Origin of the sequence: Mycobacterium sp. SMC-4 (genome assembly GCF_025263265.1) — a bacterium.
GTDB lineage: Bacteria > Actinomycetota > Actinomycetes > Mycobacteriales > Mycobacteriaceae > Mycobacterium.
Genome location: NZ_CP079869.1, coordinates 2181136 through 2203972 on the forward strand (window position 1 = coordinate 2181136; position 22837 = coordinate 2203972).

A 22837-nucleotide genomic window follows, 5' to 3' on the forward strand; every position below is an offset into this window, starting at 1 on the left:
TTCCATGGTGACGCAGCAGGTGAGCGCGGTGGCGCGGACACCCGCGCAACCGCGGAGCGTGCGCACCTTTCAGGTCCGGACCTACGGCTGCCAGATGAACGTGCACGACTCCGAGCGGCTCGCGGGCCTGCTCGAAGAGGCCGGTTACCAGCGCGCCGAGGACGGCGAGGACGCCGACATCGTGGTGCTCAACACCTGTGCGGTGCGCGAGAACGCCGACAACAAGCTCTACGGCAACCTCAGCCATCTCGCACCGCGGAAAGCGCGTGATCCACAGATGCAGATCGCCGTCGGTGGGTGCCTGGCCCAGAAGGACCGTGATGCGGTACTGAACAAGGCGCCGTGGGTCGACGTGGTCTTCGGCACCCACAACATCGGATCGTTGCCCGCGCTGCTCGAACGGGCCCGGCACAACCGGGTGGCGCAGGTCGAAATCGTAGAAGCGTTACGCGAATTCCCGTCAGCGCTGCCGGCCAGCCGCGAATCCTCCTATGCGGCGTGGGTTTCCATTTCGGTGGGGTGCAACAACAGCTGCACGTTCTGCATCGTCCCCTCGCTGCGGGGCAAGGAGGTGGATCGCAACCCCCGCGATGTGCTGTCCGAGGTTCGGTCGCTGGTCGACCAGGGGGTGTTGGAGATCACCTTGTTGGGCCAGAATGTCAACGCTTACGGCGTCTCGTTCGGTGACCCGCAGCAGCCCCGCGATCGCGGTGCGTTCGCCAAGTTGCTGCGCTCCTGCGGTGACATCGACGGACTCGAGCGGGTCCGGTTCACCTCGCCGCACCCGGCGGAATTCACCGACGACGTGATCGAGGCGATGGCAGAGACGCCCAACGTGTGTCCGACCCTGCACATGCCGCTGCAGTCGGGTTCGGACCGCGTGCTGCGTGCAATGCGGCGCTCCTACCGCGCCGAGCGCTACCTGGGCATCATCGAACGGGTGCGCGCGGCCATCCCGCACGCGGCCATCACCACCGACCTGATCGTCGGGTTCCCGGGCGAGACCGAAGCCGACTTCCAGGCCACCCTTGACGTGGTGGCGGAATCGCGATTCGCCAGTGCCTTCACTTTCCAATACTCCAAGCGGCCCGGCACCCCGGCTGCGGAGTTCGATGATCAGATTCCCAAAGCCGTTGTTTCCGAACGGTATCAGCGGTTGATCGCGTTACAGGAACAGATCTCGGCGGAGCAGAACGCAGCTCAGGTGGGTCGGACCGTGGAGGTGCTGGTCGCCACCGGCGAAGGTCGCAAAGACTCCAGTACCGCTCGCCTGTCCGGTCGGGCCCGCGACGGTCGGCTGGTGCACTTCGCGCCCGGACTCCTGCGAGACGACATTCGCCCCGGCGATGTCGTCACCACCACGGTCACCGGCGCCGCCCCGCATCACCTGATCGCCGACGCCGGCGTCGTGCGTCATCGCCGCACGCGTGCCGGTGACGCGCACGCCGCCGGGCAGCGCCCGCGAACGGGTGTAGGCCTCGGCATGCCCGGTATCGGCGTTCCGGTACCGGCCGCGACAACGAACGGATGTGCACGATGAGCTCCCCGAACCAGCCCGAGGGGTTCGACTCCTACCGAAGCGACATCGACGACGTGGAGCGGCGGGTCGCCGGAGAGTTCGACGCCGGGGCCCGGGCGCTGGTGGTCGCGGTGCTGGTCTTCCTCGTCCTGGTGTCGCTGCTGCTGCCGCACACCGGGGCGGCGAGGGGTTTTGACGTACTCGCCTACACCGACGTGGCCGAGGGCGAAGCCGTGGCACTGCCGTCGCGGGTGTTCACCGTGCTGGCCGTGGTGTTCTCCGTCGGATTCTCCACCCTCGCGCTGCTGACCCGTCGATGGGCGATTGCCTGGGTCGCGCTGGCCGGATCCGCCGTGGCTTGTGTGATCGGGATGCTCGCGGTGTGGTCACGTCAGACGGTGGCCGAACCGTATCCGGGCCCGGGCATCGGTCTGGTTCTCGGCTGGCTGGCTGTGATCGTGTTGACCTTCCACTGGGCGCGGGTGGTGTGGACGCGCACGGCGCTGCAGATGGCCGCCGAGGAGGAGCGCCGGCGGCTGGCCAGGGAGAACCAGGGCAAGGGACTGCTGGATCTCGGACAGGATCGTCGCCCCGACTCCGACCAATCGGGTTAGTCGCGCGGCCGGCCGCAAGCGATCTCGTCGACGATGTCGGCCGCGGCGGCCGCACCCCCCGCCGCATCGATGTCGGTGCGCATCGCCCGCAGCGCCTCCGCGACGCGGGCGTCGGAGATGACGTCGCGCACCGCCGAACGCAGCCGAGTGGGATCAACCGCCGACGGTGACAACCGCACCCCCAGCCGCAGTTCGGCGATGCGATCGGCGTTGGCCTGCTGTTCGGTCATCTGCGGCACCGCGACGATTGGCACTTCGTGCGCGACTGCCTCCATCGTGCTGCCCATGCCGGCATGGCTGACGAACGCCGCGGCATGCCGCAGCACCTCAAGCTGAGGCACCGACCGGTGAAGCTCCACGTTGGGCGCACCGGGCCCCAGTGCGGTCGGGTCGACCCGGTCACCGACGGCCAGCACCGCGTGCCAGGGCGTGTCGGCGAAGGCGGTCAGGCACGCGCGGAAGAACTCCGTCCGGTCGTGGTAGGCGGTGCCCAGCGCGATGAGCACCACGTCGCGGCCCGGCGGCGGCTGCCAGCTGCCCTCGGAGGGTCGCGGTGTCAAGCAGGGGCCGACAAACGCGTACGGCGGACCGAAGGTGTCCCCGGCGTACTGGAACGCGCGCGGCAGAAAGACCAGGTGCGCGTCCGCGCCGGCCGACTGCAGCAGGTTCAGAACGGTCAGTCCATGTCGCCGAGCCAGCCGATGGGCTTTCCACAACACCCGCAACAGTCCCGGGTTCACCGGGCTGACCTTCACGTACTTGTTCATCGACCAGTGCCGGTTGCCGACCAGGTTCGGTGAGCACGCGACTGACCGCGCCTCCCAGTGTGCGGCCGCCAGTCGGCCCCACCATGCCATCGTCGCGTCGTAGAGCACCACGTCCGGCTCATGGCCACGGAACTGCGAAAGCACCTGCGGCAGCACGCTTTCACACTCGACCAGAGCAGCGTCGGCGGCACGGTGAAAGTCACGCGCAGTGAACTGCGGCGGACCGGAACCCGCCGTCAGGGTGGTGGTATAGCTGACCAGACCCGCACCCACATCGGCGATGGGCGCGGCGTGCGCCTCGGTGGCCGCATAGGTGACCCGGTGACCCCGGGCCACCAGTTCGGCGGCCACCCCGAGCGTCGGATTCACATGGCCGGTTCCCACCGGCACGCACACGGCGATGTGACTCACCGGTGGATCAGCTGCGCCGCTTGCCCAGCGCTTCGACGGCGGCCTCGGCCCACTGCCGCCACTGTTCGGCGCTGGCGCGCGCCTTCTCGGCGTCCTTGGTGCGGCCTGCCGCTTCGGCCTTGGCGGCTTGGGCCTCGAACTGTTCGGCCCGCTGCCGGAACTGGTCGGCTCGTGCCTGCGCCTCCGGGTCCACGCCGCCGGTCGGGGCGTCGCGGATCTTCTTCTCGACCGCGCGCATCCGGCGCTCCAATTCCGACGCGCGCTCCCGAGGCACCTTGCCGATCGCGTCCCACTTCTCGCCGATGGTCCGCAGCGCGGCGCGCGCAGCCTCCAGGTCCGACGTGTCGATCTTCTCGGCCTCGACCAGCAGCGCCTCCTTGGCCTCGGCGTTGGCGCGGAACTCCGCGTCGCGTTGCGCGGACACCGCGTTGCGGGCGGAGAAGAACTTGTCCTGGGCGGCCTTGAACCGCTGCCACAGGGCGTCATCGACGTCTTTGGCGGCCCGCCCCGCAGCCTTCCATTCGGTGAGCAGGTCCCGGAACAATGCCGAGGTGGGACCCCAATCGGTGGAGTCGCACAGTTCCTCGGCGCGCCCGCACAATGCCTCCTTGGCCTGTTTTGCGCCCGCACGCTCGCGGTCGAGCTCGGCGAAATGCGACCCGCGCCGCCGATTGAAGGTGTCCCGGGCCGCCGAGTAGCGCTTCCACAACGCGTCGTCGGTCTTACGGTCCAGCCCGGTGATCGTCTTCCACTCGTCGAGGATGGCGCGCAGCCGGTCGCCGGCTGCCTTCCACTGCGTGGAGTTGGCGGCCAACTCCTCGGCCTCAGCGGCCAGGGCCTCTTTGCGTGCGGTCTGGCTGGCCCGTTGCTCCTCGCGTCGAGCCTTCTCTTCGACGGTGGCGTGGTCGGCTTGCTCGACGATGCCGGCCAATCGTGCGGCCAGCGAATCCACGTCGCCGAGCACGTGTGCCTCCGGCAGGCTCTCAGCCAGGGTGGTCGCTGCAGACCGGATCTTGCGGGCGTCGCCGACCCCGGAAGCCAACCGCCGTTCCAGCAGCACCACTTCGGTGTGCAGGTCGTCGAAGCGGCGGCCGAAGTGGGCGAACGCGGCCTCGGGGTCACCGGCCTGCCATGACCCGATGGTGCGCTCACCCGAAGAGGTGATCAGCCACACCGTGCCGTCGGGGTCGACGCGTCCGAAGCGATGCGGGTCGCTGGTCGGCACCGTGACAACGGGTGCCTTGGCCGGGGCGGCGGGCCGGGGGACGGGCCTACCCGGACGGGGTTTGGGCGGCGGCGTCGGTGCCGGAGTCGTCGACGACTCCTGTGCGGATACCTTCTCGTGCCCGTCGGCAGGCCCCTCGCCCTGCTCGTTGGCCTGGCGTGCTCCGCCCGGTTCGGTGGTCGTCATATCCGTCACCTCGTGCCCTTTCGCGCGGTCTCGCGCACGTGCCGCGCAGCGCGGCGCCCTTACAGCTGTTCGTCCGCTATTGAAACAGGTCGTCCGGCGCTGCGCCCACGGCTTGGGGATGCCTGCTCTCTAGGCTTCGGTGCCAGAACCGGGAGGAGGCCGATGGCCAAGGCGGATATTGCCGTGTTGCTCGCGCTGGCAGCCGCGTTCTTCATTGCGGTCGGCGACGTCATCCATCAGCGGTCGGCCCAGCAGGTCACCGACGAGCCGGTCGGCCACGTCGCGCTGTTCGCCCACCTGCTGCGAGATCGGCGCTGGTGGCTGGGCAGCGCGGTGGGTGCTGCCGGGTTCGCGCTACAGGCCGCCGCGCTGGGGCTGGGATCGGTGCTGCTGGTGCAGGCGCTGCTGGTCACCTCGCTGCTGTTCGCCCTGCCGATCCACGCCCGGCTGGCCGAGCGGCGGGTGTCGCGCTTTGAGTGGATGTGGGCGGCGCTGCTGGCCGCGGCGGTGATCGTCGTGGTGACCGTCGGCAACCCGACCGCAGGTCAGACACGCGCCTCGGGAGAAGCATGGCTGGCTGTGGCTGCGGTGCTGGGCCCGCTGCTGGCGCTGTGTCTGGTGGGCGCGCGGGTATGCACGGGGGCGCTGCGTGCAGTTCTGCTGGCGGTGGCGGCCGGTTCGCTGTGGGGTGTTTTCGCGGTCCTGACCAAGACGGTCGTGCACCGGCTCGACGTCACCAGCTGGGAGGGTCTGGTGATGCTGGTGAGCACACCCGAGCTCTATGCGTGGGTGGTGGCGGCGGTCAGCGGCACTGTGCTGCAGCAAGCGGCATTTCGGGCCGGGGCGCTGACCGCATCGCTGCCGGCGATGACCATCGCCGAGCCGATCGTGGCGTGCGCCCTGGGCGTCGTGGTGCTGGGCGAGACGCTGCGCCCCGGCGAGGCAGGGTGGTTCTGGCTGGTTGTCGCCGTCGCTGTGATGATCGTGGCCACGACGGCACTGGCCCGTGGGGAGGCCGCCACCCACCAGTCGGCCTGATCGGCTGCGGTTAACTGGTGGCGTGCTCAGCGCCATCGCGATCGTCCCCTCGGCACCGGTGATGGTCCCCGAACTGGCCGGCGCCGCCGCTACCGAGACCGCCGATCTGCGTGCCGCGGCGACCGCGGCCGCGGCTTCGCTGGGCCGGCGCTGGGTCGCCGTCGGCGTAGGCGAGGCAGACGGGGTCTTCGCCCCTGGGTCACGCGGCACGTTCGCCGGCTACGGCGTGGACCTGCCCGTCGCACTGTCGCCTGCAGCGATGAGTGCGACACCGACAGCGCTGCCGCTGTGCGCGCTCATCGCCGGGTGGTTGCGGGGGCTCGCCGAGCCCGGCGGGGAGGTCGAGGTGCAGGTGCTCAGCAGCGATGAACACACCGACGCAGCGCGCCGACGGGGCCAGGATCTGCGCGCCGACCTCGACCACAACGCGGAACCGATAGGGGTCCTGGTGGTCGCCGACGGGGCCGCCACACTCAGCGCGGGCGCACCCGGGGGCCACGACCCCGACTCGGTGCCGGTGCAGGCCGCGTTGGACGACGCGCTGGCCGCAGGTGACCCGACGGCGCTGTTGGGGCTGCCGTCGTCGATCGTCGGCCGCGCGGCCTACCAGGCGCTGGCCGGACTGGCCGAGAGCGGCCCGGGTACGGCGGTCGAGTTCTACCGCGGCGCACCGTACGGGGTCGGCTACTTCGTCGGCGTCTGGACGCCATGACACTGCGACCGCTGGTCATTCTGGGTCCGACCGGGACCGGCAAGTCCGAGCTGGCGCTGGCCGTCGCCGAGCGTGTCGCCGTCCCGGTCGAGGTCGTCAACGCCGACGCCATGCAGCTGTACCGGGGCATGGACATCGGCACCGCGAAGTTGGCCTTCGACCAGCGGCGCGGCGTGCCGCATCATCAGCTCGACGTGCTCGACGTCACCGAGACGGCCAGCGTGGCCCGCTATCAGCAGGCCGCAGCTGCCGACGTCGAGGACATTCTGGCCCGTGGCGCATTGCCGATCGTGGTGGGCGGCTCCATGCTCTACGTCCAATCGCTGCTCGACGACTGGGCCTTTCCGGCCACCGACCCGGCCGTCCGGGCCCGGTGGGAAGCGCGGCTGGCCGAGGTCGGCGTCGCCGAACTGCACCGCGAACTCCACCTGGTCGATCCGGCCGCAGCCGCCTCGATCCTGCCGACCGACGGCCGGCGCATCGTGCGCGCGCTGGAAGTGGTGGAGTTGACCGGCCAACCGTTCGCCGCGTCGGCCCCTCGGATCGGTTCACCCAGGTGGGGCGCCGTCATCATCGGATTGGATTGGCCGACAGAGGTTCTCGACCAGCGGTTGGCCCGGCGCACCGACACCATGTTCGCCGAAGGGCTGGTCGAGGAGGTGCTCGCGTTGCTGCGTCGGGGACTGCGCGACGGTGTCACTGCGGCCCGTGCGTTGGGCTACGCACAGGTGATCGCAGACCTCGACGCGGGCGGTGACGGCAGCGGTGCCCGCGAACCGACGTTCGTGGGCACCCGCCGCTACGTGCGACGGCAGCGGTCCTGGTTCCGGCGCGACCCCCGCGTCACCTGGCTCGACGCCGGGGTAACCGGGGGATCGCAGCGACTTGCCGACGCCGCGGTAAGGCGCTGGAGCGACGTATCCTGACCAGATGAGGTTCGCCAAGGGGCACGGTACGCAGAACGACTTCGTCGTACTGCCCGACCTCGCGTGCGCGCTGGACCTGGCCCCGTCGGCGGTGACCGCACTGTGTGACCGTAGGCGCGGATTGGGCGCCGATGGTGTGCTGCGGGTGACCACCGCCGGGGCCGCGCTGGCCGCCGGAGTCTTCGACCGGCTGCCCGAAGGGGTCGCCGAGGACGACTGGTTCATGGACTATCGCAATGCCGACGGGTCCATCGCGCAGATGTGCGGCAACGGGGTGCGGGTGTTCGCGCACTACCTGTTCACCAGTGGCCTGGAGCCGCGCCGCGAGTTCGTCGTGGGGTCGCTGGCCGGGCCCCGCCCGGTCGTGCTGCACCAAGCCGACGGCTTGGCCGCCGACGTGACCGTCGAGATGGGTAAGGCCAACACCGTCGGCTCCGGGTTCGCCGTGGTGGGCGGGCGACGCTTCGCGGGCCTTGCCATCGACGTCGGCAATCCCCACCTGGCATGCGTCGACCCGACGCTGACCGCCCAGGATTTGGCCGCCCTCGACGTCGGCGCTGCGGTGCAGTTCGACCGTGAGCAGTTCCCGGACGGGGTCAACATCGAGATTCTGACCGCCCCGGCTCAGTCAAGGGTGTCGATGCGGGTGCACGAGCGGGGGGTGGGCGAGACGCGTTCGTGCGGAACCGGCACCGTCGCCGCAGCGGTGGCCGCGCTCGCCCACGTCCAGGCTCAAACCGGTCATTTGCGGGTACTCGTTCCCGGCGGGGAGGTGCAGGTCACTGTGACCGAGGCCAGCAGTTTCCTGCGGGGTCCCTCGGAATTGGTGGCCCAGGGAGAACTCGCACAGCAATGGTGGAGGACGCACGGTGCGCGACCGTCCCGCTCGTGAAGGAACTGCCGGCGCGACCGGCACGTTAATTGAGGTGCATGAAAAGTGATCTCCGTGCGAATCTCTATTCGCCTATGACATATCCCGAATCCCGCGAGACCCCGAGCGCCGGTGAACTGGCCCTCGATGACCGGACCGCACTACGCCGTGTCGCCGGGTTGTCCACCGAGTTGGCCGACATCTCCGAGGTCGAGTACCGCCAGCTGCGCCTCGAACGGGTGGTGCTGGTCGGTGTGTGGACAGACGGCACCGCTGCCGATGCCGACGCCAGCCTGGCAGAGCTTGCCGCGCTGGCCGAGACTGCGGGCTCAGAAGTGCTCGAAGGCGTCATCCAACGTCGCGACAAGCCCGATCCGGCCACCTACATCGGGTCCGGGAAGGCTGTCGAGCTGCGCGAGGTGGTGCTGGCGTCGGGCGCCGACACCGTGATCTGTGACGGCGAGCTCAGCCCTGCTCAGCTCAACGCGCTGGAGAAGGTGGTCAAGGTCAAGGTGATCGACCGCACCGCGCTGATCCTCGACATCTTCGCCCAGCACGCCACCAGCCGGGAAGGCAAGGCCCAGGTCTCGCTGGCGCAGATGGAATACATGTTGCCGCGACTGCGCGGGTGGGGTGAGTCCATGTCCCGCCAGGCCGGTGGCCGAGCCGGTGGAGCCGGAGGCGGCGTGGGGACCCGCGGGCCCGGTGAGACCAAGATCGAGACCGACCGCCGCCGCATCCGTGAGCGGATGGCCAAGCTGCGCCGCGAGATCAAGGACATGAAGAAGATCCGCGACACCCAACGCAGCGGGCGTCGGCGCAGCGATGTCCCGTCGGTGGCCATCGTCGGCTACACCAACGCCGGCAAGTCCAGTCTGCTCAATGCTCTCACCGGAGCCGGCGTCCTGGTCGAGAACGCATTGTTCGCGACGCTCGAACCCACAACGCGGCGCGGGGAATTCGACGACGGAAGGCCGTTCGTACTGACCGACACGGTTGGCTTCGTGCGTCACTTGCCCACCCAGCTGGTCGAGGCGTTCCGGTCGACGTTGGAGGAAGTCGTCGACGCCGACCTGCTGGTGCACGTCGTCGACGGCTCCGATGCCAATCCACTGGCCCAGATCAATGCTGTGCGCCAAGTGGTCAATGAGGTCGTCGCCGAATACGGCATCGCTTCGCCGCCGGAGTTGTTGGTGGTCAACAAGATCGATGCTTCCGACGAGCTGACGCTGGCACACCTGCGGCGTGCGTTGCCGGGTGCGGTCTTCGTCTCGGCGCACACCGGAGAAGGTCTGCAGCGGTTGCGGTCACGGATGGCCGAACTGATAGAGCCCACCGACACCGCCGTCGACGTCACTATCCCGTATGACCGCGGGGATCTGGTGGCGCGGGTACACGCCGACGGACGCATCGATGCCACCGAGCACACCGAGCAGGGCACCCGCATCAAAGCCCGGGTGCCGGTGGCGTTGGCCGCTGGATTGAGTGTCTTCGCCACACATTGACCAGCCCGAATGTGCCGGTCCGGTCTGACTGGGCTAGCATGGGTGAGCGTCGGCTGCGGAGAACTCGACAAGAGCCCGCATCACGAGGCCGACCATGACCATCGACTACGGCACCGTCCACTCTCGTGGACAACGCCACTGTGTGCGCATCACCGCTGGACTCTTCGTCGCGGCTGCTCGGGCACACATCGCCCGAAACGGCCCTGACTAGAGAGATTCACCATGACCACATCGTCCTTTGCCGATCTCGGCGTGCCCGCGACCTTGGTGGCGGCGCTGACCGCGCGCGGCATCACCGAGCCATTTCCGATCCAGACCGCAACCCTGCCTGACGCACTGGCCGGCCGCGACGTGCTGGGCCGCGGAAAGACCGGAAGCGGTAAGACTTTCGCGTTCGCCTTGCCCCTTGCGGCCGCGCTGACCGGCCGTCGCCGCCAAACCGCCCGCCCATCGGGTCTGGTGCTCGCGCCCACCCGCGAGCTGGCCACCCAGATCACGGCCACCCTGGAGCCGTTGGCACAGGCGTGTGGCTTGCGGGTCACCACCATCTACGGCGGGGTCTCCCAGAATCGCCAGGTGGCCGCGCTGCGGTCCGGTGTCGACATCGTGGTGGCCTGCCCCGGACGTCTCGAAGATTTGATGCGCCAGAAGGTGATCAGCCTCGACGCCGTCGCGGTGACGGTGCTCGACGAGGCCGATCACATGGCCGACCTCGGCTTCTTGCCCGGCGTGACCCGAATCCTGGCAGCGACACCCGCAGACGGCCAGCGCCTGCTGTTCTCGGCAACATTGGACAACGGAGTCGACAAGCTGGTCCGGCGGTTCCTACACGACCCCGTGCTGCACTCGGTCGACGAGGTCGACGAAGCACCCGTGCAGATGACCCACCACGTGTTCCACGTCGGAGGAGCGCAGGAGAAGAAGGCGCTGGTGCACCGGCTGGCGTCCGGCACCGGGCGACGAATCCTGTTCATGCGCACCAAACATCAAGCGCGCAAACTGGCCAAGCAGCTCACCGAAGCCGGCGTTCCGTCAGTTGATCTGCACGGCAACCTTTCTCAGCCCGCCCGGGAACGCAATCTGGCGGCCTTCGCCGACGGCTCGGCGCGGGTTCTGGTGGCCACCGACATCGCGGCCCGCGGAGTGCACGTTGACGGTGTCGAGTTGGTCGTCCACGTCGACCCGCCGATGGAGCACAAGGCCTACCTGCACCGCTCGGGCCGCACCGCGCGCGCGGGCAGCGACGGAGACGTCGTCACCGTGGTGCTGCCTGAACAGCGTCGCGACACCCAGCAGTTGCTCAAGCGCGCGGGCATCACCGTGCGTCCCCAAGATGTCGATGCCGAGTCTGCCGAAGTTCAGGAACTCGTTGGCGAGATCGCACCCCGGCGCGCACCGCAACCGGTAGCCCGGACGGTCGAGCATCGCCGTCCGGCGAACCAGTCGGGGCGTCCGGCCAGCCAGTCGGGACGTCCGCGCAGGCGCAGGCCCCGACGTCCGGCTCAGCGCGCCACCACCACCGGAGGTTGATGTGCCCGCACCGGTGGCGGGTCGGCGGTGAACTTCTCGACCTGCACCAGTGCATGAGCGCCACTACAACCCTGCGCCAGCGATGAGGTGCCCACGTCGTCGGTGAGCATGTTCGGGTTTCCGTGCACACACATCGTGTCCGGATCGGTCGGGTCCAGTGGATCGAACCAGGCGCCGGTGGCCAGCTGGACAACCCGAGGACGCACGGCGTCGTCGGTCACCAGCCCGGCCAGGCACGCGCCGCGATCGTTGAACACCCGGACCACGTCACCGTCGGCCAGTCCGCGAGCTGCGGCGTCGACCGGATTCATTCGGATCGGTTCGCGGCCGGCGACTTTCGATCGCCGGCTGGTCGCACCCGCGTCGAGCTGACTGTGCAGACGGGAGGCCGGTTGGTTGGCCAGCAGATGCAGCGGGTGCCGGGTCGCCATCGGGTCGCCGAGCCATTCGGTCGGCTCGAACCATGTCGGATGTCCGGCGCAGTCGGGGTAGCCCAACCGGTCGATGTCTGAGGAGAAGATTTCGATCCGCCCGCTCGGTGTGTCCAGACGATGCTTCTGCGGATCGCGGCGAAAGTCGGCCAGCAGCGTCAACCCGGGTTCGGTGGGTAGTCGCAGATGTCCGGCCGTCCAGAAATCCTCGAACGTGGGCACATCGAAATCCAGTGTCTGTGACCAGGTTTGGTACAGGTGCGCCAGCCACTGCGCCGAGGTGCGACCTTCGGTGAACATCTCACCCGCACCGAGCGCGCTTGCCAGGGCGGCGAAGGTGTCGTAGTCGTCGCGTGACTGGGCGTACGGCTGCGTCAGCTTCGGCATTGCCATCAGCACCGGGTCGTTGCGCGATCCGGAGAGGTCGTCGCGCTCGAGAAAGGTGGTCGAGGGGACCACGATGTCGGCGTGTCGGGCCGTCGCGGTCCAGTACGGGTCGTGCACCACCACGGTGTCGGGGCGGCTGAAAGCGCGGCGCAGGCGCGGGATGTTCTGATGATGGTGAAAAGGGTTGCCGCCTGCCCAGTACACCAACCTGATGTCGGGGTAGGTCAACCGTGCACCGTTGTACTCGAATGACCGACCGGGGTGCAGCAGCATGTCGCTGATCGCCGCGACCGGAATGAACGTCTTCACCGGATTGACGCCTTGCGGCAGCCGCGGCAGCCCACACCGCAGCGGCGCCAGCCCGGGCTCGTTCATCGAGCCGTAGCCGTGACCGAAACCACCGCCGGGCAGACCGACCTGACCCAGCATGGCCGCCAGTGTCAGACCCATCCATGGCGCCTGCTCGCCGAAGCGGGTGCGCTGCAGAGACCAGCTCACCGTGATCAGCGTGCGCGCCGTGGCCATCTGCCGGGCCAAGTCGACGATCTCGGCCGCGTCGAGACCACTGATCTCTGCAGCCCATTTCGGTGTTTTCGGCACGCCGTCAGCGGCTCCGAGCAGATACCGCTCGAAGATCTGGTACCCGGTGGTGTGGGTATCCAGAAACTTCCGATCGACCAGCGACTCGGTCGCCAACACATAGGCCAGGCCGAGCATGACCGCGACGTCGGTGCCGGGCACCACCGGCCACCATCGACACGGACCGCTGAAATCGTCGCGCAGCGGCGACACCGAGACCACTCGGCCCCCGCGGGCGGAGAAGCGCTCCAGCGCCTCGCGGGCCGGATGGGCGGTGGTGCCGCCGTGGTTGACGCCGGTGTTCTTCAGGGCCACGCCGCCGAAGCACACCATCAGCTCGGTGTGCTCGACGATCACGTCCCACTGCGTCGAGCGCTTGAACAGTTCGTCATGCGTGCCCACCACGCGCGGCATGATCACACCGGTGGCACCCAGGCTGTAAGAGTGCCGAGAGAAGGTGTATCCGCCCAGGCAGTTCAGGAAGCGATGCACCTGGCTCTGCGCATGATGAAACCGTCCTGCGCTCGACCAGCCGTAGGAGCCGCCGAAGATGGCTTCGTTGCCGTGATCGTCGATGATCCGGCGCAGCTCACCGGCCAGCAACTCCACCAGCTCGTCCCAGGACACCGCGACGAACTCGTCGGCGCCGCGGCGGGTACTCGGGCCCGGACCGTGGTCGAGCCAGCCCCGACGCACCGCAGGAGTGCGGACGCGGGCAGGATGACGCACCGATCCGGGCAGATTCCCCAACGCCGGGGACGGGTCGGCGTCTCCGCGCCACGGCGCGACCGCGGCGATATCGCCGTCGGCGACGGTGGCGGTGAAGGCGCCCCAGTGGGTCAGGCTGGTTCGGGGCGTGGGCATGGCGCGGAGTGTACGAGGACACGCGCAGGCCACGGTCGGGTGACCATTACATATTCTTTCGGTGAATCGGCGCGGGTCCTTGGTTATCGAGTCCCTCTCAAGCAGAGTGAACGGACGCGGTAACTTCGCAGGACCGAGTCGCCGACCGCGGGGAGGATGAATGATCCGGCAGCCGAAGCTGCGCCAACGTGTGGCCGGTCGTCTGACCATCGGCCTGCTGGGAATCGCCACGGCGTTCCTGCTGGCGCCCATTGCCACCGCACAACCCGAGGTCGAAGCCAGTGGTGCGATCACCGCGGCGTGGGAGGCCACCGGCGGTGACGCCGGTCCACTGGGTCCGCGCTCCGGCGAGGTCTACCCCGTCGGCGACGGATTTGCGCAGAACTTCGCGGCGGGCAAGATGTTCTTCACGCCGTCCACCGGTGCGCGCTTCATGCAGGGCGCGATCCTGGAGAAGTACGAGTCACTCGGCGGACCCGCCGACAGCGACCTCGGGTTCCCGGAGATCGACGAAGGCCCTGGCCGGGCCCCGGAAAGCCGCAACAGCACGTTCAGCGCCGCCGACAACCCGGTCATCTTCTGGACGCCGGCAACCGGCGCTCGGGTGGTCCGTGGCCCCATCAATGCGGCCTGGGACCGGCTCGGTGGATCGTCGGGCGTCCTCGGCGTGCCCGCCGAGGAAGAAACCTACAACGGCTCGGTGGTGCGGCAGCGGTTCACCGGTGGCGAGTTGTCCTACGACTCGAGTACCGAGACATTCACCACGGTGCCGCCCGAGCTGGCCGACCAGCTCGCTGATCTGTCGGTTCCCGACGATCCGGTCTCGGCGATCAACGCCGCGCGCCGCGCTGCAGGCGGTCCGCTGGGTCCGCTGGGCGCCGCCGAAGGTGAGCCCTACCCGATCGGCGATGACGGTCTGGGCCAGGATTTCGCCGGCGGCAAAATTTTCTACAGCCCGCAGACCGGTGCCAATGTGGTCACCGGGCAGGTGCTTGACAAGTACGAGAGTGTAGGTGGCCCCGAGGGCGACCTGGGCTTCCCCGCCACCAGCGAAGTCGACGGGGGAGTGCCGGCGAGCCGAATGACCACCTTCGCCGCCGAGGACAACCCGGTGATCTTCTGGACCCCCGACCACGGGGCGGTGATCGTACGGGGTGCGATGAAGGCCGCGTGGGACAGACTCGACGGCGCGACCGGCGAGCTCGGCGCGCCGGTGGCCGACCAGTCCCAGAGCGGCAACGTGATCAGCCAACGGTTCAGCAACGGCGCGATCTCCTACGACACGGCCAATCAGCGATTCACTGCCGAACCGGGCAACCTTACTGCCGCGCTGGCCGGCCTTGAGGTCCCTGATCAGGCCCCGCCCGGCGCCCCCGGCTCCCCGCAGGCCGCGCCGCAGGCCGATGAGGGCACCGGCCTGAAATGGTCACCCTGGTGGTTACTGGCGATCGTGGCGTTGCTCGGGTTGCTCGGCGTGGTCGGATTCCTGATCATGCGCAACAGGGCCCGCGGTGCGGACCCGTTCGCTGACGACTCCGGGTATGACGACGGTTCCGGGTATGACGACGGTTCCGGTTACGACGAGTTCGAACACCCTCGTAGTTCGGAGTACGAGAATCCCTCGCCCTACGCCGACCCGTCGTCGAGCGGTGCTGGATTCGCCGCTCCCGCGGACGGTGCTGGATTCGCCGCTCCCGCGGACGGTGCTGGATTCGCCGCTCCCGCAGACGGTGAGGACGAGTTGTTCGGGGACCGCTACGCACGCGAAGGATTGACTGCGGTATCGGCGGCCACACCGCCCGAGCCGGCGACGGCCTCAGCGATTTCCGAGGATGTCGAACCGACGCCACTGAGCTTCTGGGGGGTCCCCTCGGAACCGGTCGACGTCGAGGAATCCGACGCTGTCGATGTTGACGTGACGGATCTCGAGGAAGAGGAGGACCCCGACGCCGTCGATACCGCACCCACCCGGATTCCGACGCTCACCGAGGTCGACGGCCACGAGGAACCCATCGTCGAGGCCGACAGAGAGCCGCTGGTGGTCGCCGAGCAGGTCTCCGGCTCCCTCTTCGAACGAGACACCATGACCGACACCGGCCGACATGCTCGTATCGACGATGACGAGCCGCGTCCGGGCGGCACAGCGGTGCACATGCCGCTCGATGATCCAGGTCAAATGCCCGATGGCTACCCGGTCAAAGCCGACACCCGCTCGGGTCTCTACTGGACCCCCGATGATGTCGACTATCCCGAGGCGCCCGCCGAATTGTGGTTCGCCAGTGAGGAAATGGCGATCACCAACGGATTCGTTCGGGGCGCGTAGCGCGAGTTCCGCGACCCCGTCAGACGTTTCAGATCTTGCGGATGACCGTCACCACCTTGCCCAGAATCGCCGCATCGTTGCCGGGAATCGGGTCGAATGCCGGGTTGTGCGGCATCAGCCACACCTGGCCGCGCGTGCGTTTGAAGGTCTTCACGGTGGCCTCGCCGTCGATCATGGCCGCGACGATGTCGCCGTTGTCGGCGACGTTCTGCTGACGGACGACCACCCAGTCGCCGTCGCAGATCGCGGCGTCCACCATCGAGTCGCCGACAACTTTGAGCAGGAACAGCGACCCCTCGCCGACCAATTCGCGGGGGAGCGGGAAGACGTCTTCGACGGCCTCCTCGGCCAGAATGGGGCCGCCGGCCGCGATGCGGCCGAGCACCGGCACAAAAGTAGGTTCGGGCAGCACATCGGAGCCGGCGACCTCGGTAGCCGGCGCGCTGGCCGCAGCCGCCTCATCGAGACCGCGCACGTCGACAGCTCGCGGACGGTTGGGGTCGCGCCGTAGGTAGCCCTTGCGCTCCAGCGTGCGCAGCTGATGGGCCACCGAGGAGGTCGACGTCAGACCCACGGCATCGCCGATCTCGCGGATGCTGGGCGGATATCCGCGGGTGGTCACCGACGTGCGGATGACCTCGAGGATGGTGCGCTGACGCTCGGTCAGGCCGACGCCGCGGTCACGGTGTCCGGCTGTTGGGGGAGTCGAGGTGGAGTCGGCGGTGCTGTCGCTGCTGTCGTCGCTCATGGCCTGAATGTAGTCCACGATCCACAGTTGATCAAACATGTGTTCGACCGCGTGTCACATGCATCGGGCCCGATCTGCGGGAACGGCTTTGTCGGTGGGTGGCGATACCGTCTACAACAGTTCGATCACACGTTCTACTAATCGAACATGTGATCGACTATGGTTCGAACACAGTAGCGAATCTGGGACTGGGATCGACAACCGAAAGGCGGACGACATGACACTCATCTACTCACGCGAGGCCACCGTGGATATCACTGGTACTCATGGCGTCGCCGGCACGCGGGGCGCTGCTGGTGCGCCTGCCTCCGGTTCTGCCGGCCCCGAGGCCCGCCGGCGCAGGCCGCACCACCGTTCGGCACGTCCGACACGGGTTCCCGGCGCCCGGGGCCCATCAGGTTCGCCCCGCCCACGGGTGGTTCCGGTCCCTTACCGCGGATCGGCCGTGGCCGTGTCTCGGGCGCCGCACCGACGCCGGCCCATTACGCCGGCCACCACCGTCGCGCTGGCATTGATCGCCGCGGCGATCACGGTGTGGTTGGGGCTGGTCGCCCAGGCCGGCGGGGTTGTCGGCGTCGAGCCCGCAGTTCCGGCCCGATTGGCAGTAGTGCAGGTCCAGGCCGGTGAGTCGCTGCAGCATGTGGCGCGTCGGGTCGCGCCCGAAGCGCCGGTGGCCGACGTTGTCGCCAAGATTCGCGAGTTGAACCAACTCCAGACGGTCGCTGTCAATGCCGGGCAGACGCTGATCGCCCCGGTTGCCTGATCGCGGCCATGCAAGGGCATCGGTCGATCGGTCTGCCGTCAGGTCGTCGTAGCGTCGCCCGGGTAGGCTCGAAACCGTTTGAAGCGGTGATCTGTCGAACCGGCGAAGGAGCGTGGATGCACTGTCCTTTCTGCCGCCATCCTGATTCCCGCGTGGTCGACTCCCGAGAGACCGACGAAGGACAGGCGATTCGTCGCCGCCGAGCATGTCCGGAGTGCGGCAGGCGGTTCACGACTGTCGAGACCGCGGTACTTGCCGTCGTCAAACGCAGCGGGGTGACCGAACCGTTCAGCCGCGAAAAGGTCATCACGGGTGTCCGGCGAGCCTGTCAGGGGCGTCAGGTCGACGACGATGCACTCAACCTGCTCGCCCAACAGGTCGAGGATGCGGTCCGCGCCACCGGCTCACCGGAGGTACCTAGTCACGAAGTCGGTTTGGCGATTCTGGGGCCGTTGCGTGACCTCGACGAGGTGGCCTATCTGCGGTTTGCCTCGGTTTACCGTTCTTTTTCCTCAGCAGAGGACTTCGAGCGTGAGATTCAGGCGCTGCGCGCCCACCGCGAAGTCTCGGCTCCGACGTAGACCATCCGATCACCGGTCAGTCGATCTGGCGCGTCCCGTCGTTGACGACCTGGCCCGCGACCTGCACCCAGCCGTCGGGGCTCCAGGTGGTGTGAATCACCGATCCCTGCCCTTGCACGATGGTCAGGTCGCGGCTGAGGTATTCGGTGATCCGCACCGCGGCGGCGCCCGTGGCCTCGTCCTCGGGGACTCCCAGGTGTGGGGCGAACATCCGGGAGCGGATGCTGTTCTGAGTCTCGTCGGCCCACGTCCACAGATAGTGTGCGACATCGTCGCCGTATTCGTCCGGGTCAGCCCCCATCAATGCCTCGGGGGTGCCGATGTCATGAATGACGAAGTCCGGCGCCCACGCCGCACGCGCATTGACCGCGGTCAGCTCGCCGTGATAGGTGACCTGCACGACGCCGGCAGGTACCTGCAGCGTCTTGATCGGCGTACCGCGGCTCTTCAACCACCATGATGCCCCTACGGTGGGATGACCCGCGAACGGCAACTCAGCGGTCGGGGTGTAGATGCGCGCCTGCGCGGAATGGGCGTGCTCGACCGGAAGAGTGACGAATATCGTTTCGCTGTAACCCAATTGCCTGGCGATCCGCTGACGGTCGGCGGCGTCCACGGTGTCGGAGTCGACCACGCCGAGTGGATTACCGAAGTTGCCGTCCCGGTCGGTGAATACCCGCAGGACCGTCACATCGATGGCCATGCGCCGATGGTACGTCGCCGAATGTCAGGTCAGGTCAGGTTGCGCTGCGTTCGTCGGCATCCAACGCGCCGAGCACCGCGACCCGAGTGTCGACGGGTCCGGTGATCGCTGCCTCGCTGATCCCGGCGCGAAGAAGCTCACGCAGGTATTCCTGGTCGTAGACCGCCGGAGCGGTGGAATCGATGAAACTCTGCACCACCTCGACGAAACGGTCCGGGTCGTCGTGGAACGGAAAGTGCCCCGAGCTGTCGAAGATCTCCAGCCGGGATCCGGGCATCGCCGCGTGCGCAAGCTCGGCGTGCGCGACGGGAATCACCGAATCGCAGCGGCCCCAGACCAGTTGCACGGGAACGGAGCTGGTCAGATAGCAGCGGTCCAGCATCGTCACGACCTGCCCCCGCCAGTCCACCACTGCTCGCAGCGTGCGGGCGAAAGCCGATGACGCGGTGGGCTCGGGCAGGTCGGCCAGAATCCGCAACATGTTTGGGATGTCGCGACCCAACCCGGTGGACCCGAATGCGGCGCCGCTCACCCGCCCCAGCAGCTGAAGTGCCGGAAGCACCAGGGGTAGCCGCAACAGCGCCAGTGCCTCGCTGCCCATCGGTAACGAGGCAGCGCGCAGCGCAAAGTTGACGTCCTTGGTGACACCGCCGGCACCGACCAGAATCAGCCGTTCGACCAACTGCGGGAACTGGTACGCGAACTGCATGGCGACACCACCACCCAGGGAATGACCCACCACAGTCACGCTGTCGATATCCAGCACGGTGAGCAGATCGCGCATCCCGTTGGCGTACGCGGCCACCGAGTAGTCGGCCCGCGGCTTGTCGGACTGTCCGTGGCCCAGCAGATCAGGCGCGATCACGGTGAAACGTTGGGCCAGTGCGCTCTGCACGGTGCTCCACGTCGTGGAGTTGTCGCCGATGCCGTGAATCAGCAAGATCGCCGGACCTGACCCGGCGATGCGAAACGCTCGGCGGTAGCCGTGGATCGTGCGGAACTGCAGTGTCGGGGTCAGCTCCCGCACCGGCCGGAGGTGCGGTGTGCGCCCGGTCATCGCGTCTCGTGGCTCGTCGCGGTCACGTCGCCCACCACCCTCGTCGTCGGTCAGGGAGAGTCGGTGGGATTCTCCCCGTCCTTGCGGTCTTTCTTGCCGGCCTGCTGGGCGAGGAACCGCTCGAACTCAGCGCCGAGTTCCTCCCCGCTGGGCAGGTCTTCGTCGCGGGCCAGAAGGGAACGGTTCTCCTGCGCAGCAACGAAGGCATCGTACTGACGCTCCAGCGCGTCCACCACTTGAGCCACTTCGGGGCTGTTGGCGACCTGCTCATTGATCTTCTCGTAGAGCTCGGCCGCCGAGCGGGCCAACGCGTCGGTCGGGATCTGCAGCGACGCCGATCGGGCGACCTCGGCGATCAGACTCTCCGCGGCGGCGGGGTAGTCGGTCTGAGCCAGGTAATGCGGCACGTGAACGGTGTAGCCGACGACCTCGTGTCCATGCTGGGCCATTCTGAATTCCAGCAGGTTGGAGACGCTGCCGGGGACCTGCACCTCGCCGACCCACGGCTGGTGGTCGGCGATGAGCTCTTTGTCGTTGGAATGCGCGGTCAGCGTGATCGGTCGGGTATGGGGAACGGCCATCGGAATGGATCCCAGTCCGATGACCCGGCGCACACCCAGGCGCTCGGCGAGCAGTCGGACCGCTGTGATGAAGCGCTCCCAGCGAAGATCCGGCTCCAGTCCGGCCAGCAACAGAAACGGTGTGCCGACGCTGTCGTGGAGCGCATAAAGATTCAGTTCCGGCTCGTCGTAGCCGGTGAAATGGTCGGTCTTGAACGTCATGACGGGTCGACGGGACCGGTAGTCGAGCAGGTCATCGATGGCGAATGAGGCGACAAGCTCGGTGTTGAGGGTGTTCTTCAGGTGCTGGGCGGCCAACTTGATGGCGCTACCGGCATCGGAGAAGCCCTCCAGCGCGTGGATCAGCACCGGGCCGCGGCCATCAGCTGCGATGAGTTGCGGGGACGGGAACTCCAGTTCGTACATGCCGGTGTGCTCAGGCTGATAGTGCTGACCTGGATCATCGCCGTGGTCATCCATGGTTCTCGCCTCCTCGCCCGCTGTGGTGTGACGGCTTTGCCGTCCCTGGTTTGTCGCTATCAGTGTCTCGCAGGTGTCCGCCAGACGTCTTGTTGGTCGAACGTACACGCGTGGGTCCGGAATTCCCGAGACGGTGCCAGTGTGGCTACCCTGCGACTGCGGTGCGGAAACGACATGAGGGCCGCGGATCCGACGAAGCGCGCCGCGCCCCGAGTTATCCCCAGAGTCACGTTCATCCACAGTTGTCGGTCACCGTAGAGCCGACGTCGTCGTACCGTCAGAGTGCGTTGGGAAGTTTGCCCCATGACCACTTCCGCACACTTCGACTTCCCGCTCGACCATCCCGGTGTTCTGATCGCTGCGCTACCCGCGGTGCTCGGCTTCGTCCCGGAACGCTCACTGGTGCTGATCACCGCCGCCGACGGCGAGATGGGGGCCGTCCTGCGTGCCGATCTCGACGACGAGCTGGTCGGCTCGTTGCCCCGACTGGCCGAGCTGGCCGCGACCTCCGGGGCGGAGATTGCGATCGGCGTGCTTGTCGACGACGTCGGTGCCGGCTGTCGGATGTGCGCCGACGACCACCGAGAGGTCGCGCACCTGCTGGGCGCCGAGCTGGAGCTGCGCGACGTGCACCTCTACGCGGTGCACGTTGTCGAGCGGGTGGCGGCCGGTGTCCGTTGGCACTGCGCGGACGGCTGCGGCAGCACTGGTCTCGTCGAGGATCCCAGTGCATCGCCGGTGGCTGCGGCCGCCGTGCTCGACGGCAGAAGGCTGTATGCCCGCCGCTCCGAGCTGGTCGACGTGGTCGCGGTCGCAGACCCGGCGCGTAGCGCTGCGTTGAGCGAGGTCATCGTCGCGACCGGAGCAATTGACCCGCAGCGCCCGGCGGTGCAGGCGCGCGCCGACATCGAGCACGCGGTGACCAGCGCCGGGCAGGTTGCCCAGGGGCTGGCACTCGACGATGCCGACTCGGCACGGCTGGCCTGGTCGATCACCGATCCACGGGTACGGGACACGCTCTACGCCCTGGCCGTCGGCGACAAAGCCGGTGTCGCCGAAGCGTTGTGGGCCGACCTGGCCCGCCGGCTACCTGCCCCGTGGCGGGTGGAAGCCCTTGTTCTCCTTGCATTTTCGGCGTATGCACGAGGCGACGGGCCGCTGGCGGGTATCGCGTTGGACGCGGCGCTGAGATGCCAACCGGAGCACACGATGGCGGGCATGCTGGACACCGCGCTGCAGTCCGGCATGCGACCGGAGCAGATTCGCGACCTTGCACGGACCGGCTATCGGTTGGCCCGGCAGTTGGGCGTTCAGTTACCGCCGCGACGTGTGTTCGGTCGCCGGGCAGGGTGAAGGGCTCAGACCTTCTCGACCTTGACGGCGTGGGCCATGTCGTGAGGCAACTCGACCTGCTCGTGGCCGGGAATGACGATCATCACGCCGCCGTGGTCAGTGAGTTCCACCGTGACACGGGCGTTGGGCACCACTCCGGCGTCTTTGAGTCGGGCGATGAGGTCGGCGTCGCCCTGGACGTGCTCGGTCAGCTGGCGCACGACCACCGCGACCGGCATGCCGGCCGGCAGTTCGGTCAGGCGAACCAGGTTGTATGCCCCGTCGGTCAGTTGGTTGCCGATGCCCAACTCGGACAGGCCGGGGATGGGGTTGCCGAACGGAGAGGTGGTGGGGTTGTCGAGGACCTGCACCAAGCGCCGCTCCACGTCGACGCTCATCACGTGCTCCCAGCGGCATGCCTCGGCGTGAACCTCTTCCCAGGGCAGTCCGATCACGTCGACCAGCAGACGTTCGGCCAGTCGATGCTTGCGCATCACGGCCACCGCCAGGGCACGCCCCTTGTCGGTCAGCTCGAGGTGACGGTCCCCGGCGACATGCAACAGGCCGTCGCGTTCCATGCGCGACACGGTCTGGCTGACGGTGGGGCCGCTCTGTTCGAGACGTTCCGCGATGCGCGCACGGAGTGGGATAACGCCCTCCTCTTCGAGGTCGTAAATCGTGCGCAGGTACATCTCGGTGGTATCGACTAGATCATTCATGGCACA

20 protein-coding genes are annotated in these 22837 nt (G+C 68.0%); 12 read left to right on the forward strand and 8 right to left on the reverse strand.

Translation table 11 applies throughout. From position 1 onward, the window contains the following. Positions 1 to 4: 4 nt before the first annotated feature. Complete coding sequence (gene miaB / locus KXD98_RS10565) at positions 5 to 1540, forward strand: tRNA (N6-isopentenyl adenosine(37)-C2)-methylthiotransferase MiaB (protein ID WP_260765116.1); 1536 nt, start codon at positions 5 to 7, stop codon at positions 1538 to 1540. Next, a complete protein-coding gene (locus tag KXD98_RS10570) occupies positions 1528 to 2133 on the forward strand; it encodes a PGPGW domain-containing protein (RefSeq protein ID WP_260764138.1) in 606 nt (201 codons plus the stop codon). Before miaB ends, KXD98_RS10570 begins: the two co-directional genes overlap by 13 nt. Here the strand turns inward: KXD98_RS10570 and KXD98_RS10575 are convergent. Both KXD98_RS10575 and KXD98_RS10580 read right to left on the reverse strand, forming a co-directional pair. Further along, positions 2130 to 3311, reverse strand: a complete 1182-nt coding sequence (locus KXD98_RS10575; RefSeq protein ID WP_260764140.1) for a macrolide family glycosyltransferase — start codon at positions 3309 to 3311, stop codon at positions 2130 to 2132. The genes KXD98_RS10570 and KXD98_RS10575 overlap by 4 nt on opposite strands. A gap of 7 nt (positions 3312 to 3318) precedes the next feature. Then, a complete protein-coding gene (locus KXD98_RS10580; protein ID WP_260764143.1) occupies positions 3319 to 4722 on the reverse strand; it encodes a DUF349 domain-containing protein in 1404 nt (467 codons plus the stop codon). Between the two features lie 162 nt (positions 4723 to 4884). Between KXD98_RS10580 and KXD98_RS10585 the strand changes: the two genes are divergently transcribed. The 6 genes from KXD98_RS10585 (at position 4885) to KXD98_RS10610 (ending at position 11304) form a co-directional block, all read left to right on the forward strand. Continuing rightward, complete coding sequence (locus KXD98_RS10585) at positions 4885 to 5760, forward strand: DMT family transporter (RefSeq protein WP_260764145.1); 876 nt, start codon at positions 4885 to 4887, stop codon at positions 5758 to 5760. 22 nt (positions 5761 to 5782) lie between these two features. Beyond that, the gene (locus KXD98_RS10590) at positions 5783 to 6472 is read left to right on the forward strand and encodes a hypothetical protein (RefSeq protein ID WP_260764147.1); all 690 of its coding nucleotides are present in this window, start codon (positions 5783 to 5785) and stop codon (positions 6470 to 6472) included. A 2-nt stretch (positions 6473 to 6474) separates the two neighbouring features. Next, positions 6475 to 7398 (forward strand): tRNA (adenosine(37)-N6)-dimethylallyltransferase MiaA, encoded by a 924-nt coding sequence (miaA, locus tag KXD98_RS10595; protein ID WP_260765117.1) that lies wholly within the window; start codon positions 6475 to 6477, stop codon positions 7396 to 7398. A gap of 4 nt (positions 7399 to 7402) precedes the next feature. Further along, a complete protein-coding gene (gene dapF, locus KXD98_RS10600; RefSeq protein ID WP_260764149.1) occupies positions 7403 to 8290 on the forward strand; it encodes a diaminopimelate epimerase in 888 nt (295 codons plus the stop codon). Between the two features lie 74 nt (positions 8291 to 8364). Then, entirely contained in the window at positions 8365 to 9774 is a 1410-nt protein-coding gene (gene hflX, locus KXD98_RS10605) for a GTPase HflX (RefSeq protein WP_260764151.1), read from the forward strand. Positions 9775 to 9996: 222 nt separating this feature from the next. Then, positions 9997 to 11304, forward strand: a complete 1308-nt coding sequence (locus KXD98_RS10610; protein ID WP_260764153.1) for a DEAD/DEAH box helicase — start codon at positions 9997 to 9999, stop codon at positions 11302 to 11304. Here the strand turns inward: KXD98_RS10610 and KXD98_RS10615 are convergent. Further along, complete coding sequence (locus KXD98_RS10615; protein ID WP_260764155.1) at positions 11277 to 13565, reverse strand: molybdopterin guanine dinucleotide-containing S/N-oxide reductase; 2289 nt, start codon at positions 13563 to 13565, stop codon at positions 11277 to 11279. The two genes, KXD98_RS10610 and KXD98_RS10615, sit on opposite strands and share 28 nt — an antisense overlap. Before the next feature lie 160 nt (positions 13566 to 13725). On the opposite strand from KXD98_RS10615, the gene KXD98_RS10620 reads away from it, so the two are divergent. Beyond that, positions 13726 to 15888, forward strand: a complete 2163-nt coding sequence (locus KXD98_RS10620; protein WP_260764157.1) for an LGFP repeat-containing protein — start codon at positions 13726 to 13728, stop codon at positions 15886 to 15888. Positions 15889 to 15916: 28 nt separating this feature from the next. Here the strand turns inward: KXD98_RS10620 and lexA are convergent, their stop codons facing one another. Next, positions 15917 to 16636 carry a transcriptional repressor LexA gene (gene lexA, locus KXD98_RS10625; protein WP_260764159.1) on the reverse strand — a complete coding sequence of 240 codons (720 nt, stop codon included), beginning with the start codon at positions 16634 to 16636 and terminating at the stop codon, positions 15917 to 15919. Between the two features lie 445 nt (positions 16637 to 17081). Between lexA and KXD98_RS28525 the strand changes: the two genes are divergently transcribed. Beyond that, positions 17082 to 17399, forward strand: a complete 318-nt coding sequence (locus tag KXD98_RS28525; RefSeq protein ID WP_396882873.1) for a LysM peptidoglycan-binding domain-containing protein — start codon at positions 17082 to 17084, stop codon at positions 17397 to 17399. A 116-nt stretch (positions 17400 to 17515) separates the two neighbouring features. Continuing rightward, the gene (nrdR, locus tag KXD98_RS10635) at positions 17516 to 17980 is read left to right on the forward strand and encodes a transcriptional regulator NrdR (protein ID WP_260764160.1); all 465 of its coding nucleotides are present in this window, start codon (positions 17516 to 17518) and stop codon (positions 17978 to 17980) included. 16 nt (positions 17981 to 17996) lie between these two features. Here nrdR and KXD98_RS10640 read toward each other — a convergent pair whose 3' ends face one another. Genes KXD98_RS10640 through KXD98_RS10650 form a run of 3 tightly spaced genes read right to left on the reverse strand, consistent with a single transcriptional unit; the run spans position 17997 to position 20780 of the window. Next, positions 17997 to 18683, reverse strand: a complete 687-nt coding sequence (locus KXD98_RS10640) for a PhzF family phenazine biosynthesis protein (protein ID WP_260764162.1) — start codon at positions 18681 to 18683, stop codon at positions 17997 to 17999. A 34-nt stretch (positions 18684 to 18717) separates the two neighbouring features. Then, a complete protein-coding gene (locus tag KXD98_RS10645; protein WP_260764164.1) occupies positions 18718 to 19740 on the reverse strand; it encodes an alpha/beta fold hydrolase in 1023 nt (340 codons plus the stop codon). A 50-nt stretch (positions 19741 to 19790) separates the two neighbouring features. Next, the gene (locus KXD98_RS10650) at positions 19791 to 20780 is read right to left on the reverse strand and encodes a proteasome assembly chaperone family protein (RefSeq protein WP_260764166.1); all 990 of its coding nucleotides are present in this window, start codon (positions 20778 to 20780) and stop codon (positions 19791 to 19793) included. 303 nt (positions 20781 to 21083) lie between these two features. Between KXD98_RS10650 and KXD98_RS10655 the strand changes: the two genes are divergently transcribed. After that, positions 21084 to 22133 carry a DUF4192 domain-containing protein gene (locus KXD98_RS10655; protein ID WP_260764168.1) on the forward strand — a complete coding sequence of 350 codons (1050 nt, stop codon included), beginning with the start codon at positions 21084 to 21086 and terminating at the stop codon, positions 22131 to 22133. A 5-nt stretch (positions 22134 to 22138) separates the two neighbouring features. Here KXD98_RS10655 and KXD98_RS10660 read toward each other — a convergent pair whose 3' ends face one another. After that, complete coding sequence (locus KXD98_RS10660) at positions 22139 to 22831, reverse strand: metal-dependent transcriptional regulator (protein ID WP_260764170.1); 693 nt, start codon at positions 22829 to 22831, stop codon at positions 22139 to 22141. Between the last annotated feature and the right edge of the window lie 6 nt (positions 22832 to 22837).